Origin of the sequence: Rummeliibacillus sp. TYF005 (assembly GCF_003844195.1) — a bacterium.
GTDB lineage: Bacteria > Bacillota > Bacilli > Bacillales_A > Planococcaceae > Rummeliibacillus.
The window spans coordinates 1-15275 of the sequence record NZ_ML122558.1 but is presented as its reverse complement, the minus strand read 5'-3'; the positions used below and the strand labels follow the sequence as shown (position 1 = coordinate 15275).

The window sequence follows — 15275 nt, the reverse complement described above, 5'->3', positions numbered from 1 at the left end:
AAAAATAGATAAGTAGGAGATGACATGATATGGAATTAAGACAACTGAGGTATTTTGTAGCAGTTGCAGAAAGGGAACATATCTCTGAAGCCGCAGAAGTTTTACATGTCGCACAATCAGCTGTTAGCCGTCAAATTGCCAATTTAGAAGAAGAGTTGGGTATTGAATTATTTGAACGTGTAGGGCGTAACGTAAAACTTACACCAATTGGAAGAACATTCCTTGAACATACAGTTGCAGCTCTTCAAGCAATCGATTTTGCAAAAAGACAGGTTGATGAGTATTTAAACCCTGAAGAAGGAACGATTAAAATTGGATTTCCAACAAGTCTAGCAAGCTTTCTTCTACCAACAGTTATTTCTGCATTCAAAAAAGAACATCCAAATGTTTCGTTTCATTTAAGACAAGGTTCTTACAAATATCTTATTAAAGCTGTAAAGGAACGTGAACTGAATTTAGCCTTTTTAGGACCTGTCCCCGGTAAGGATGACAGTATCGATCAAAAAATCCTGTTTACAGAAAATATCGCAGCACTTGTCCCTTCATCACATCGTCTAGCCAAAAAAGATCAGATCCAATTAACAGAATTACGTAATGAAGGATTTGCATTATTTCCAGAAGGATTTATATTAAACAAAGTAGCGGTAGAAGCATGTAAATCAGTTGGATTTACACCAAAGATTAGTTCTGAAGGTGAAGATATGGATGCATTAAAAGGATTAGTAGCAGCAGGTATCGGAGTTACCCTATTACCTGAAAGTGCGTTCTATGACGCTACCCCTCGTCGAACAAAAAAACTAGCATTGGTGGAACCTCCATTTACACGTAATGTCGGTGTTATTTATCCTATAAACCGCGAGCTAGCACCTTCGGAACAAATTTTCTTAGACTTTGTAAGTAACTTCTTCTCTAGATTGACGCAGTTTAAATAATTTCTCAGAATAGATTATAAGATTGATAATTTTATATTTTGGAGTTAAATATCGAAAACTATTTCAATATACACAAAAAGACGCTAGAACGAAATTCGCTCTAACGTCTTTTTTCATCTTTATTATTCAGATACAGGAACTACTGAACCTTTCCATTCTTCATTGATGAAGTCTTGAATTTCTTTTGAATGTAGGACATCCACTAATTTTTTCACAGCTTTATTGTCTTTGTTTTCTTTCTTCACTGCAATAACGTTTACATATGGTGAATCTTTGTCTTCAAGAGCAATTGCATCTTTTGTTGGTGTTAAACCTGCATCGATTGCAAAGTTAGAATTGATAACTACTGCATCTCCTTCTTCGTTTTTATACATTTGCACTAACATTTCAGGAGCAGTTTTTGCATCGATTTTTAATTTTTTTGGATTTTTCGCAATATCTTTGATTTCTGCTGAAGCTTTATCTATGCCTTCTTTTAATGTGATTAAGCCTTTAGCTTCTAGTAATGTTAGAATACGACCTTGGTCAGCTACAGAGTTACTGATTAAAATTGTCGCTCCTTTTGGAAGTTGATCTAGTTTTTTATATTTTTTAGAGTAAATACCGATTGGTTCGATATGAATACCACCAGCGTTTACAAAGTCGTAACCATTATCTTTGATTTGTTGTTCTAGGTATGGAATGTGTTGGAAATAGTTCGCATCTAAATCGCCGGAATCTAAATCCTTATTAGGCAATACATAATCTTGATATTTTTGAATATCTAATTCTACGCCTTCTTTTTCAAGAATTGGTTTTGCCTTTTCTAAAATTTCTGCGTGAGGTACATTAGAAGCACCTACTACTAATTTTGTTTCTTTTGAATCACCAGATGATGCTTTTTCGTCTGATCCGCAAGCTGCTAAGCTTAACGCTAATGATGCTGTTAGAATTCCTGCTACAAGTTTCTTCATGTTTTTTCCCCTTTTCTTTTCAAATATGTGAACGTTAATACGTATACACCAAACTATCGTTTATCTGTTTTGGATGTAATAAAATCACCTATAAATTGAATGATAAATACAATCACTAACACTAATACAGTTGCGACAAATGTTACATCGTTACGACTTCGTTGGAAGCCATCCATAAACGCTAAGTTTCCTAAACCACCAGCACCGATTACACCTGCCATTGCAGTGTAACCAACTAATGCTACTGCTGTTACGGTAATACCTGATATTAAAGCGGGTAATGACTCTGGGATTAAAACCTTATAAATGATTGTCCAAGTTTTAGCTCCCATAGAACGTGCCGCTTCAATTACACCTTTATCAATTTCACGTAAAGCGATCAAAACCATTCGAGCATAGAATGGTGCAGCTCCTATGATTAAAGCTGGTAACGCTGCATTGGCTCCACGAATTGTTCCTAGTAAAAAGTTTGTAAATGGAATTAAAAGAATAACTAAAATGATAAATGGAATTGATCGGAAAATATTCACAACAGAGCCCGTTAGTAAGTTGACAACTTTGTTCGCCCAAAGTTGTGTTGGACTTGTAAGGAATAACAGAATCCCAAGAACTAAACCAATTATGAATGTAAGAACTGTTGAAACAGCCGTCATGTAAATGGTTTCTCTTGTAGCTTCCCACATGATTTCCCAATCGACATTCGGAAAGAGATCATTAAGCATTCTTGATCACCTCCGTTTTAATACCTTGTTCATCTAAATATTGAATCGCATTTGATACGTCGCTATCATTTCCAACAATTCGGACGATTAACGTACCATATGGACCACTCTTTGTCGGAGATATATTGCCATGCACAATATTCACATCGATACCAAACTCTCGTATCAAATAAGAGATTACAGGTTGCTCAGTTTTAGAACCAACAAAGAATAACTTTATCAACTGATCATTCGGGTAATCATCCAACATTTGTGAAATGGACTCTTTGTGCCCAGCTGTTTCAGTAACTTGAGAAACGAATTTCTTTGTTACAGTTGCTTTTGGAGATTGGAAAACTTCTAGAACATTTCCTTGCTCAACAACTTTCCCAGCTTCCATCACTGCTACACGATGACAAATTTTTCGGATGACATGCATCTCATGTGTGATTAAAACAATTGTTAGTCCAAGTTTTTCATTGATACTTACAAGTAAGTCTAAGATTGCATCCGTTGTTTCTGGGTCAAGGGCTGAGGTTGCTTCATCACAAAGTAACACTTCTGGATTATTTGCTAGCGCTCTAGCAATACCTACACGTTGCTTTTGTCCACCTGATAGTTGGGAAGGATATGCTTTTTCTCTTCCTTTCAAGCCGACTAACTCTACTAGTTCAAGTACACGTTTCTGACGTTCTGCTTTACTAATACCAGCAATCTCTAATGGAAATGCTATATTCTCTTCGACTGTTCTCGACCATAATAAGTTGAAGTGTTGGAAAATCATACTTATTTTATGGCGTGCATTTCGAAGTTCTTTCCCTTTAATCGATGAAATATTCTGTCCATTTACTGTGACTTTACCTGATGTAGGCTTTTCTAAGCCATTGAGTAAACGGATCATTGTGCTTTTACCAGCACCACTATAACCGATAATGCCAAAAATCTCACCATCATTTATTGATAGGTTAACATCATTAACTGCAGTTAGAGATCCATTAGCGGTTTTGTATTTTTTTACGACATTTTCTAGTTGAATCATACTCAAAACCACCTTTTATATTTACGTCATTGTCGCTCGGGTCTGAACAGCCTCTTTCGCTTTTAATATAAAAGACCCTTCTGTAAGATTAACAGAAGGGTCCACGTAATATACGAAAACCGTTCTCTCATCTTCCAAAGTTCTCACTTTGCGTGAATTGGCACCGTGTCACATTGTGACGGTTGCCGGGCTTCATAGGGCACTTCCCTCCACCTCTCTAAATAAGAGTAACGTAAATAATTATTTAATTTATGTTTGTTACTTTACCACTCTATGTTAACATCGTCAATCTTTTTTCTGAATTTTTTCAAATAAGTATGAAACAGATTGAAATGCATAGATTTTATCTCTTACTTTTCCATTTTCAGTAATTAGTAAACATGGGACACTTTCAATTTTATAGTCTATGGCTAATTGTTCCACATAATTGATATTAGCCTTTCCCATTGGAATGTCTGGAAAGGTTGCTTCCATAATCTCCATCATTTTAGAAGCTACTTGGCACGTTCCACACATTGAAGTGTATAAATAGAAAGTACATTGTTCTTTACTTTCCTTCATATTCTCCCATTCTTCAATTGACCATTCTTGCATAACTTGTCATTCCTATTCTATAAGATAAGCTGGATTTACTTTAAAATCAGCAGCCAATAATATTCTAGCTAAATATTTTCTTGGCGTTACTTCCACTTGTTTATATAAAGAAAGGGTTCGTAAAAAATACGTCTCAGGATATTCTCTCTTCATCAAAGCACGAAGGCAATCGCCTGAATAATCTTCGTCAAAAAAAGCATATAAATCATATTCTTCATAGGGATAGATAAGTTCTTCTAAATTACTCGCACTAATCGTTCCATTCGTACATAGAATTGGAATATCTTCTGCTAATATGGGGTGAATTTGCAATTTATCCTGCCTACCTTCTACAATAAGCACTTTATCAGACAAGCTAATTCCTCCTTACAGTTTTATCCCGCATTGAGTGCAGTAAAAACCTTAACTTAATAGTGTGAACTGCTTGATGTACGTAAAAGCGCCAACACAAAAAGTGTGGCGCTTTTATTGGCAAGATTATTCTTCGATTAGTTCTTGGTATTTTTCTGGTGTAAGTAATTCTTCAATTTGTGATACGTCAGAAGGTTCAATCACAACCATCCATGCTTTTTCATATGGAGATTCGTTAACAAATTCTGGGCTATCTTCTAGTTCTTCATTAATTTCTACAACTTTACCTGAAATAGGTGCATAAAGTTCAGATACAGTTTTTACAGATTCAACACTACCAAATGGTTCATCTGCTACTAGATCGTCACCTACTTGTGGAAGTTCAACGAATACGATATCACCTAGTTCTGATTGTGCGAACTCTGTAATTCCGATGCGTACTTTTCCATCTTCTGCTTTTACCCATTCATGTTCTTCTGTATAACGTAAATCTGTTGGTATGCTCATCATTAACCCTCCAAATATGTATTTAAATTCACTTCAATTTTGACATATTCCGTATTTAAAAACAAGCAAATGTATAACTATTTCCATGTCTTTTCAAAGTCATCAATTTTAAAACCTAATGTGATTCTTTGACCATCGGTAACAATCGGTCTTTTAATGAGCATTCCATCTGATGCTAACAATTCAAGTTGCTCATCTTCAGACATTTCCTTTAAGCGATCTTTTAATTGTAGTTCGCGATATTTCATCCCAGAAGTATTAAAGAATTTTTTCAATGGCAGGCCACTCATTTTCAAAAAATTTGTTAATTCTTCTTTTGTAGGTGTTTGTTCAACTATATGTTGTAATTCAAACTCGATTCCATTTTCCTTTAACCAAGCTTGTGCTTTTTTACATGTTGTACATTTTGGGTATTGAATTAATCTGATCGTCATAAGAATGCTCCTTTTATATGTTTTATAACTACATCCCTTCTCTTCATTGTATTGTATGATGACTTTCTTATTCAAGAAAGAAATCCGATCACTCTATTAGGATGACCGGATTTCTCTACGTTATACAAATTCTTCAAATACTATACTGTATATTTCTCTGCAGCAATTAGTTTTACAGAAGCTTGACGTTTTTTAGCAATCAAATTATATGGAGTGAATCGTGTAAGTTTACGTAGAGCAGATAGTAACATGCGAGCATTGTCACCTTCTACAGAACCAATAATTGTTTCTTTTGCTTCTTTTTCAATTTCAGCAAATGCTTCTTGAACGAAAATTTCTGTGTATAAAACTTTTTGTGCAGCTTTATCGAATCCGTCACGAGCAAGTGCTTTTTCAGTACGAAGAACAACTGATTCCATCGCGAATAATTGGTTAGCGATATTAGCAATATTCACTAAAATCTCTTGTTCTTGCTCTAGTTTTGTACCGAAACGTTGAACTGCTGTTCCTGCTGCTAATAATGCAATTTTCTTTGCCATCTTCACTAAGTGTTTTTCTTGCGCTAATGGTTCGTCACCGATTTCTTCAGGGAACATTGATAGCAATTCAGATTGTAGGCTTTGTGCTTGTTGAAGAAGTGGTAGCTCACCTTTCATCGCCTTTTTCACGAAAGTTCCTGGTACAATTAGACGGTTAATTTCGTTTGTTCCTTCGAAAATACGGTTGATACGTGAATCACGATAGATACGCTCAACTTCATATTCCTGCATATAGCCATATCCGCCATGTAATTGAACTGCTTCGTCTGCGATATAGTCAAGTGTTTCAGAGCCGAATACTTTGTTGATAGAGCATTCAATTGCATATTCTGCTATTGAAGCTGCAACAGCTTTACCATCATTCTTTTCTTCTTCACTTAGTTGACTCATACGATCTTCGAAATATCCAACTGTACGATAGATTAAAGATTCAGATGCATACAATTTAGCAGCCATTGTAGATAGTTTTTCTTTAGTTAGGTTGAAAGATGAAATAGGTGTATTAAATTGTTGGCGTTGATTTGAATAAGAAATTGCTAATTCAAGTGCTCGTTTTGAAGCCCCGATTGCCCCAACACCCAATTTATAACGACCGATGTTAAGAATATTAAATGCGATGACATGACCGCGACCTACTTCACCTAATAAGTTTTCAACAGGTACAGGCACATCTTCTAAAATTAATGTACGTGTAGAAGAAGATTTAATACCCATTTTCTTTTCTTCAGCACCAGTTGATACACCTGGGAAACCACGTTCTACGATAAATGCTGAAAACTTATCGCCATCAATTTTCGCATAGACTACAAATACATCTGCGAAACCTGAGTTTGTAATCCATTGTTTCTCACCATTTAGAATATAGTGTGTTCCTTCTGCATTTAGCTTTGCAGTTGTTTTAGCACCTAATGCGTCAGACCCTGAACTAGGCTCTGTTAAAGCATAAGCTGCAATTAGTTCGCCAGATGCTAGTTTTGGTAGGTACTTTTGCTTTTGATCGTCATTACCAAATAATACGATTGGTAATGAACCAATGCCAACATGCGCACCATGTGTAATAGAAAAGCCCCCTGCTAAAGCCATTTTTTCAGTTATTAATGCTGAAGAAATTTTATCTAAGCCAAGACCATCATATTCTGCTGGTACATCAGCTGCTAGTAAGCCAAGCTCACCAGCTTTTTTCAATAGTCGAACAGAGTGTTCAAATTCATGATTTTCTAAATTATCGACAACTGGTAATACTTCAGTTTGTACATAATCTTCAGTTGTTTTTGCAATCATTTTTTGCTCATCAGTAAAATCCTCTGGTGTAAATACGCGTCCAGCGTCAATATCTTCCGTTAAAAAGCTACCGCCTTTAATAAGTTTTAAAGTATTTTCTGTCATATCAATTCTCCCCTTTGTTTGATAGGTTTTTCATCTAATACTTACGAATAATACTTCTTAAAGAATCTCAAATACGCCAGCAGCACCCATACCGCCACCGATGCACATTGTTACAACACCATATTTTTTGCCTTGACGTTTTAACTCATGGATTAGTTTTAACGTTAAGATGGTACCAGTTGCACCTAATGGATGTCCTAAAGCAATTGCACCACCATTGACGTTTACTTTTTCTAAATCTATACCTAATTCACGAACTACTTGAATAGATTGCGAAGCAAATGCCTCATTAATCTCCCATAGATCAATATCTTCAATTGATAATCCAGCGATTTTCAATGCTTTTGGAACAGCTACAATTGGTCCAATCCCCATCACTTCTGGAGGTACTCCACCTACTGCAAAACCTAGGAATTTCGCCATTGGTTGAAGGCCTTGCTTTTCAGCTTCTTCACGGTCCATTACTAGTACTGCACCTGCACCATCTGAAGTTTGTGAAGCGTTTCCTGCCGTTACACTACCTTTTACAGCGAAGGCTGGACGTAATTTTGCCAGTGTTTCCGTTGATGTACCAACTCGAACACCCTCATCCATAGCAAAAGTGAATTTTTTCACTTGTGGTTTGTTGTTTTCATCAACATAATGTTTTTCAACTTCCACAGGAACGATTTCATCTACAAATTTCCCTTCAGCGATTGCTTTAGCAGCACGTTCATGGGATCTTACAGCAAAAGCATCTTGTTCTTCACGACTTACTTCATATTTCTTAGCAACTTCTTCCGCTGTATGCCCCATACTCATGTAATATTGAGGAGCTTCTTCTGCAAGCTTCGCATTTGGACGAATCACATTTCCCATCATCGGTACCATACTCATCGATTCAATACCGCCAGCAATAATAGCTGTTGAGTGTCCAAGCATTACTCTCTCTGCTGCATAAGCAATCGATTGTAACCCTGATGAACAAAAACGATTGACAGTAATAGCCGGCGTTGTATCTGGTAAACCAGCTAATGCACCGATATTACGCGCAACATTCATACCTTGTTCTGCTTCTGGCATTGCACAACCTAAGATTAAATCATCTATTGGCCCTTCATATCCTGATCTTTTTAATGTTTCTTTTACAACTAATGCACCTAAATCATCAGGTCTCACAGTTGCTAAGGAACCTTTTTTGGCTCTTCCCACTGGTGTTCTAGCACCTGCTACGATTACAGCTTCACGCATATGATTTTCCCCCTTTCGCTACACAACCATTAGTTGCGTAGCGGTTTTCCTTTCATGAGCATGTGTTGCATTCTCGCTTGTGATTTTGGATGTTGTACAAGACTAATGAACGCTTCTCTTTCAAGATTTAAAAGATACTGTTCATCAACTAACGTACCGTATGGAACATTTCCACCTGCAATGACATATGCCAATTTTTTAGCAATGTGTAAATCATGTTCGCTTATATATCCTGATTGTAATAAGTTTTGAGCACCAAGTAACAATGTTGCATAACCTGGCTCACCTACTACTGGAACTTTTCCCCGTACTGGTGGTTTATAACCAGCAGCTGATAATGCTAATACTGCTTGTTTTGCATCATATAACTGATGGTCAGGGTTTACACTAACTCCATCTGCGAAGTCTAAGAAATTATTCTCTCTTGCTTCTTCCCCAGACGTTGAAACTTTTGCCATTGCAATCGATTCAAAAACTTTGTTGGCAACAGTTTGTAGGTCAACTTCAACTCCTGTAGGAAGGCCTTTTAAATGTTTCATATAGAGTTCTTTATTTCCGCCTCCACCAGGGATTAGTCCAACTCCTACTTCCACTAAACCTAAATAAGTTTCCATCGAAGCTTGAATATGTGCTGAAGGTAAGCAAACTTCTGCACCACCACCAAGTGTCATCGCAAAAGGAGCAGTTACAATTGGTTTATCAGAGTATTTAATACGTAATGTTCCTTGTTGGAATGTATTGACGATATGATCTAACTCAAAAATATTATCATCTTGTGCTTCCATTAGAATCATTGCTAAATTAGCACCAACTGAGAAGTTTTTACCTTGGTTTCCAATCACCATACCTTTGTAATCAGAAGTTTCAAGTAAATCTAAACCATAGTTTAGGATTTGCATAATATCTAGACCTAGGGCATTAGATTTTGAATGGAACTCTAATAATAGAACTTGATCACCAAAGTCTATTAAACTAGCACTTGAATTACTTTTTAGTACCCCATGTTTTTTCTTATATCGTTTTAGGTCAACTGCCTTTTCGTTGAATGGAACTGGTTTATATTCTGTTCCATCAAAGTAAGCTAACTCACCATCCACTTCTGAATAAAACGTTGAGTACCCATGATCCAATAATGCTTTTGTAAATGCAGGGATTTCATATCCTTCCGCTTGCATTTTTTCTACAGATTCTTTTACACCAATAGCATCCCAAATTTCAAATGGACCTTGTGCCCATCCAAAACCCCATTTCATCGCATTATCAATTGCGACAATATCATCTGCAATCTCACCCAACAACTGTGCAGAATAGATTAAGGTTGGTGCGAATATACTCCAAAGAAGTTCACCTGTACGGTCTTTTGCGTATGTTAACGTTTTCACTTTAGCTGCAAGACCTTTTTGTTGTTTAGCTATTTCAATAGATGGCGTTTTTAATTTTTTTAATGGCTCATATTCGAAAGTTTCTAGGTTTAACTCAGTAATTTCTTTTCCTTTTTTCAGGAAGAACCCTTGACCTGATTTTGCACCTAGCCATCCATTATCGACCATCTTTTGTAGATAATCTGGAACCTCAAATACTTTTTGTTCCTCTCCAGTTGTATGGTCATAAACGTTTTTAGCTACATGAACAAACGTATCTAAACCAACTACATCAAGAGTTCGAAGAGTTGCCGATTTTGGACGTCCAATAAGTGGCCCCGTTACAGAATCAACTTCACCCACTGAATATCCTTTTTCTTTCATAACTTGCAATGTAATGAGTAAACCGTATGTGCCTATACGATTTCCAACAAAGTTTGGAGTATCTTTTGCAAGCACTACCCCTTTGCCTAAGCGGTTTTCCCCAAATTTTTGCATAAATTCAACCACTTCAGGTAATGTATCTTGAGCCGGAATTACTTCCAACAGTTTTAAATAGCGTGGTGGATTAAAGAAATGTGTACCTAAGAAATGCTCTTTAAAATCTTCTGAACGCCCTTCAGCCATGGCATTAATACTAATACCTGAAGTATTAGAACTAACAATCGAACCTTGCTTACGTACTGCGTCAATTTTTTCATATAAACTTTTCTTAATATCTAAATTTTCTACAACCACTTCTATGATCCAGTCAACTTCTTTTAACTTTTCTAAATCGTCTTCTAAGTTACCGATTGATATAAGATTTAAACTTTTTTTCGTCGTTAATGGTGCTGGTTTTTGCTTTAATAACTTTTGTACTGCGCCAGCGGCAAAACGATTTCTCACACTAGGAGCTTCTAAAGTTAACCCCTTTGTTTCCTCTTCCTGTGTTAGCTCTCTAGGAACAATATCTAACAATAAAGTTGGAATTCCGATATTTGCTAAATGAGCGGCGATGCCAGAACCCATTACTCCTGAACCAATAACAGCTGCTTTTCTAATGTGATAAGCCATGAGCAAATCCTCCCTTTCCCTGTTTGAATGAATGCTCATTCATTTTATAATCAAAAAAATAAAACTTTCTTATCTGAAATTTATTTTAGACTATTTAGAGAATTTCCGCAAGAAAAAATCTGCTTTTTTACGAGAAAATGTTCAAAATAACTATGTTAATAGATATATTCGCTGGAATAAGACATACAGGCAATCTTGAGCAAACAATTTACTAGCATACAAGCCCATAATACGTGTAGACTAAAAATTATTAGGAGGGATTTTCATATGAAACCAATTTTATCTGAAGAACAATTTAACGAAGTAATCTCAGCTTCTGAACCAGTAATTGTTAAGTTTTTTGCTGGATGGTGCCCTGACTGTTCACGTATGAACATGTTCATCGATCCAATCATCGAAGAATATAACCAATATACATGGTACGAAATCAATCGTGATGATTTCCCTGAGATCTCAGACAAATATCAAGTAATGGGTATTCCAAGCCTTTTAATCTTCAAAGATGGCGAAAAACTTGCTCACTTGCATAGTGCAAACGCAAAATCTCCACAAGATGTTACAACTTTCTTAGATGCACAAAAATAGTTTTTCTTTTCTAGAGGCCTGCCAAACATTTTGGTAGGTCTTTTAATATAATTTAACATAATTTGAATGACATAAGAGGAATTCATTATACTCTTACATAATATGTATTTGTAGATACTAATATTTTGAGGAGGAGGCCTATTATGTCAAAAATAAAAATGCTTGTATGGATGGTGTTAGGTATTTTAGTAGGCTACTTTATAGCTTATTTCTTAATTAACGATTCAATATATTGGAGTACATTAATGGGAATGCTTGTTGGGGTAATCATCATGTTCTTTATTATGAATAGAAAAAAGGCATCGAATTAGTAAATTAACTTTAGCTCATTTTAATTAAAAGAGCACAGTTATTTTTCGCAACTGTGCTCTTCGTTAAGATGATATGAATTTAAAGATCAGATTATCTAATAGCAATCTCCATCAATGAACGAGCATGACGAGAGATTAATGAGTATCCTTCCATAGTTAACTGTTCAAGTTTTGTTCGGTCCCAAATTGGTAACTCACAATCATCAATAGTAGCATCAATTGGTATTTCTGTATTGATGCGTGCTAGTTGTAGTGATAGTTTTAACATCTCTTCATTTTCTTGGATTTTCGTACGTTGACCAGGTTTTAATTCGTTAAGAGATTGTAACACCCCATCAACTGAGCCGTAGGATTGTATTAGTTTCAATGCGGTTTTCGGTCCAATCCCTTTTACTCCAGGATAGCCATCACTTGAATCACCCATAAATGCTTTTACTTCTGCAAATAATGGTGGTTCAATCTCATATTCTTCTTTAAAACGTTGATCTGTATAGATATTATATTCTGTATAACCTTTTTTCGTTAAAGCGATCGTTGTTGAAGGATTTAATAGTTGCAGTAAATCTTTATCACCACTAACTACTGTGATTTTGGCTTCATCTTTCCACTTGCTAATAATGGAACCAATCGCGTCATCTGCTTCCATACCCTTTATACCAAAGTTTTTCCAGCCTATCATTTCAGATACTTCTCGTGCCATATCGAATTGAGGCTTTAACTCATCTGGTGGAGCTGGTCTATTCGCTTTATAACCATCGAAAAGCTCGTTACGGAATGTTTGAGCACCCATATCCCAGCAAACCGCTAAATGGGTTGGTCGATAAATTGACTGTGCACTTAATACATGTCTTGCAAATCCTTGTACGCCATTAGTTGGGGTACCATCTGCTTTTCTGAAAAATTGATGCATAGGCGCTGTTGCAAAAAATGAACGGAACAAAAGTGCCATACCATCAATTAGTAATATATGAGGTTGTTGATTTTCCAAGATAAAGTTCGCTCCATTCGTAAACTATTGGTCTCTATTATATCAAAAATAGTTTACAATGAAGCTTCCAATATTGCTCTATACTATTAAAGTGTAATGCATAAAATCCTCTTTTCCCCTTTTATGTTTCATAAAACAAAAACTATGGGCATAAGTAAGCAGCCATTTTTTCGATATCTTTGCTATATACTCGGTCTCTTTTAATACTTGGGACAACATTACGTACATCTTGCCATTTCCCACCTAATTTTGGCGCCATATATTCAACACCTCTAAATTCAACCGCTTGTGCAGCACAAATTGCTTCGATTGCCAGTACTTTTCGGCAGTTTTTGATAATTTGATACGCATGTCTAGCAGCAATTGTCCCCATACTTACATGATCTTCTTGATTCGCAGATGATGGGATAGAATCTACAGAAGCTGGATGAGCTAACGTCTTGTTTTCAGAAACAAGGCTTGCAGCAGTATATTGTAGGATCATGACACCTGATTGTAACCCTGGTTCTGAACTTAAAAATGGTGGCAATCCCTCATTCAAATGTGGATTCACTAATCTTTCAATTCTTCTTTCGGATACATTTGCTAATTCGGCTATCGCTACTTTCAAAAAATCCATCGCAAATGCAATTGGTTGACCATGAAAATTCCCACTCGAAATAACGGTTTGACCATCATCAAAAATAAGTGGGTTATCTGTTGCAGCATTCATCTCAATCTCTAGTGTTTCTTTCACATAGCTTAACACTTGCCAACTTGCTCCATGTATTTGCGGAATACATCTTAAAGAATATGCATCTTGTACTCGAAGTTCTCCTTGTTCAGTTGTGAGTTCACTATCCTTTAGCCACTCACGCATTCTTTTTGCTACATCTATTTGTTCTTTGTAACCTCTTGCTTCATGGACAGCTGGGTGAAAGGCATCTGTTATTCCACGTAATGCTTCAATCGTCATCGCTGCAATCCATTCACTATCGCATGCCAATTTCTCAGCCTCTATAAAATTTACGACACCTTGAGCTGTCATCGCTTGTGTACCGTTAATCAGAGCTAGACCTTCTTTCGCCTCCAATTCAATTGGTTGTAATTGGTGCTGTCGCCAAACTTCTGTTGAAGCGACTGATTGCTCATCTTGGCAAATGAAGCCTTCACCCACCAGAACTAATGCTAAATGTGAGAGAGCTGCAAGATCTCCAGATGCACCTAGTGAACCTTGTTGTGGAATGACAGGATGAATACAATGATTGACCATATAACAAAGTCGTTCCAATACATCTAAACGGATACCTGAGTACCCTTTTAATAATGCGTTTAAACGTAAAACAATCATGGCTCTTGAAACAATTTCACTAAAAGGTTCCCCTACTCCACATGCATGTGATCGAATTAGATGCAATTGCAATAATCGAGTATCCTCTCTAGGAATTTTCACATCACTGAATTTGCCAAACCCTGTATTTATGCCATATACCGTCTTTTTTTGTTTAACAATTTGCTCTACAGCTCTTCTACTTTTCTCTACTGCTGCTCGTGCTGATGGGGCTATTTCTATTTTTTCATCTTCATATAAGATTGCTTTCATATCTGCAACTGTTAGTCGATCGCCATCTAATTGAATCATGCATCTATCATCTCCTATAGATGTATTATTTCTTCTATAGCTATTTTGTATGCAAAACGAAAACTAATTACTCTTTGTATTTGGATAATTCTTAGGTAAATAAAAAAGAGATTCTGAACAAGTTTGTTCAAAGTCTCTTATTTTAATTATTCATTAGTGATTTTGGATTAATTGTTCTACTTCTTTTATCACAACTTCTACTGAAATATCTAAGCTAACTGCAAGCTCTTTGTATAATATTGGCAATACTTGATTAAGAAGTTGCTGATCTCCACTAGACAACTTTTTCTCTTGACTTTCTAATTCTATTTTCCTTCTTAAAATTGTATTAACCATTTTAGCTATCTGAATATGATTATTTGACTTTAGTATTTTCTGATAACTATGTTGTCGTTCTTGCATGCGTTCATTCCAAGGATCAGGTGGATTTTTAAATTGTTCTAAAATCAACTCAGCTTTCTTTTTAGAAACAATTTCAGTTAATTGCGACTGAGCTGTTTCTACAGGGTAATATAACTTTAAAGCTTCATTATGGGTGGAACGTAGAATATAATATAATTTCTTCTCTCCCCAAAAAGTTCGCTCTTGAATATCTTCAATGACACAAACTCCATTCGAACTATAAAAAACTGTATCTCCAACAGTAAACATTATATATCTCCTCGTATATTAGTAGTAAGAGCTCTT

16 protein-coding genes and 1 riboswitch are annotated in these 15275 nt (G+C 36.0%); of the genes, 3 read left to right on the top strand and 13 right to left on the bottom strand.

Annotation, left to right across the window (positions count from 1 at the left end; genetic code table 11):
• The first annotated feature begins 29 nt into the window (after nucleotides 1-29).
• Nucleotides 30-932, top strand: coding sequence for a LysR family transcriptional regulator (locus CW357_RS09990; RefSeq protein ID WP_119416356.1), 903 nt, complete (start codon nucleotides 30-32; stop codon nucleotides 930-932).
• A gap of 122 nt (nucleotides 933-1054) precedes the next feature.
• Here the strand turns inward: CW357_RS09990 and CW357_RS09985 are convergent, their stop codons facing one another.
• From CW357_RS09985 to CW357_RS09940, 10 genes are all read right to left on the bottom strand, one after another.
• Nucleotides 1055-1885 carry a MetQ/NlpA family ABC transporter substrate-binding protein gene (locus tag CW357_RS09985; protein WP_119416355.1) on the bottom strand — a complete coding sequence of 277 codons (831 nt, stop codon included), beginning with the start codon at nucleotides 1883-1885 and terminating at the stop codon, nucleotides 1055-1057.
• 53 nt (nucleotides 1886-1938) lie between these two features.
• Complete coding sequence (locus CW357_RS09980; RefSeq protein ID WP_119416354.1) at nucleotides 1939-2607, bottom strand: methionine ABC transporter permease; 669 nt, start codon at nucleotides 2605-2607, stop codon at nucleotides 1939-1941.
• Complete coding sequence (locus CW357_RS09975) at nucleotides 2600-3625, bottom strand: methionine ABC transporter ATP-binding protein (RefSeq protein ID WP_124217943.1); 1026 nt, start codon at nucleotides 3623-3625, stop codon at nucleotides 2600-2602. The genes CW357_RS09980 and CW357_RS09975 overlap by 8 nt, the downstream gene beginning before the upstream one ends.
• A 124-nt stretch (nucleotides 3626-3749) precedes the next feature.
• Nucleotides 3750-3853: riboswitch (SAM riboswitch) on the bottom strand.
• Between the two features lie 57 nt (nucleotides 3854-3910).
• Nucleotides 3911-4219 carry a thioredoxin family protein gene (locus CW357_RS09970; protein WP_119416352.1) on the bottom strand — a complete coding sequence of 103 codons (309 nt, stop codon included), beginning with the start codon at nucleotides 4217-4219 and terminating at the stop codon, nucleotides 3911-3913.
• A 12-nt stretch (nucleotides 4220-4231) separates the two neighbouring features.
• Nucleotides 4232-4573 carry a toprim domain-containing protein gene (locus CW357_RS09965; RefSeq protein WP_119416351.1) on the bottom strand — a complete coding sequence of 114 codons (342 nt, stop codon included), beginning with the start codon at nucleotides 4571-4573 and terminating at the stop codon, nucleotides 4232-4234.
• A gap of 123 nt (nucleotides 4574-4696) precedes the next feature.
• Nucleotides 4697-5077 (bottom strand): glycine cleavage system protein GcvH, encoded by a 381-nt coding sequence (gcvH, locus tag CW357_RS09960; protein ID WP_119416350.1) that lies wholly within the window; start codon nucleotides 5075-5077, stop codon nucleotides 4697-4699.
• A 77-nt stretch (nucleotides 5078-5154) separates the two neighbouring features.
• Nucleotides 5155-5511, bottom strand: a complete 357-nt coding sequence (locus CW357_RS09955; RefSeq protein WP_119416349.1) for an arsenate reductase family protein — start codon at nucleotides 5509-5511, stop codon at nucleotides 5155-5157.
• Nucleotides 5512-5651: 140 nt separating this feature from the next.
• Nucleotides 5652-7436 carry an acyl-CoA dehydrogenase family protein gene (locus CW357_RS09950; protein WP_124217942.1) on the bottom strand — a complete coding sequence of 595 codons (1785 nt, stop codon included), beginning with the start codon at nucleotides 7434-7436 and terminating at the stop codon, nucleotides 5652-5654.
• Between the two features lie 57 nt (nucleotides 7437-7493).
• Nucleotides 7494-8666: an acetyl-CoA C-acetyltransferase gene (locus CW357_RS09945; RefSeq protein ID WP_119416347.1), complete on the bottom strand. Its 1173-nt coding sequence runs from the start codon at nucleotides 8664-8666 to the stop codon at nucleotides 7494-7496.
• Nucleotides 8667-8695: 29 nt separating this feature from the next.
• The gene (locus tag CW357_RS09940) at nucleotides 8696-11083 is read right to left on the bottom strand and encodes a 3-hydroxyacyl-CoA dehydrogenase/enoyl-CoA hydratase family protein (protein WP_124217941.1); all 2388 of its coding nucleotides are present in this window, start codon (nucleotides 11081-11083) and stop codon (nucleotides 8696-8698) included.
• A gap of 267 nt (nucleotides 11084-11350) precedes the next feature.
• Between CW357_RS09940 and CW357_RS09935 the strand changes: the two genes are divergently transcribed.
• Nucleotides 11351-11668 carry a thioredoxin family protein gene (locus CW357_RS09935; RefSeq protein ID WP_119416345.1) on the top strand — a complete coding sequence of 106 codons (318 nt, stop codon included), beginning with the start codon at nucleotides 11351-11353 and terminating at the stop codon, nucleotides 11666-11668.
• A gap of 143 nt (nucleotides 11669-11811) precedes the next feature.
• Nucleotides 11812-11979 carry a hypothetical protein gene (locus CW357_RS18255; RefSeq protein ID WP_164489578.1) on the top strand — a complete coding sequence of 56 codons (168 nt, stop codon included), beginning with the start codon at nucleotides 11812-11814 and terminating at the stop codon, nucleotides 11977-11979.
• Nucleotides 11980-12070: 91 nt separating this feature from the next.
• Here CW357_RS18255 and CW357_RS09930 read toward each other — a convergent pair whose 3' ends face one another.
• The 3 genes from CW357_RS09930 to CW357_RS09920 all read right to left on the bottom strand — a co-directional run bounded on the left by CW357_RS09930 (nucleotide 12071) and on the right by CW357_RS09920 (nucleotide 15239).
• A complete protein-coding gene (locus tag CW357_RS09930) occupies nucleotides 12071-12928 on the bottom strand; it encodes a 5'-3' exonuclease (protein WP_241155072.1) in 858 nt (285 codons plus the stop codon).
• A 181-nt stretch (nucleotides 12929-13109) separates the two neighbouring features.
• The gene (gene hutH / locus CW357_RS09925; protein ID WP_124217939.1) at nucleotides 13110-14588 is read right to left on the bottom strand and encodes a histidine ammonia-lyase; all 1479 of its coding nucleotides are present in this window, start codon (nucleotides 14586-14588) and stop codon (nucleotides 13110-13112) included.
• A gap of 153 nt (nucleotides 14589-14741) precedes the next feature.
• Nucleotides 14742-15239 carry a CarD family transcriptional regulator gene (locus CW357_RS09920; RefSeq protein WP_119416342.1) on the bottom strand — a complete coding sequence of 166 codons (498 nt, stop codon included), beginning with the start codon at nucleotides 15237-15239 and terminating at the stop codon, nucleotides 14742-14744.
• Nucleotides 15240-15275 lie beyond the last annotated feature (36 nt).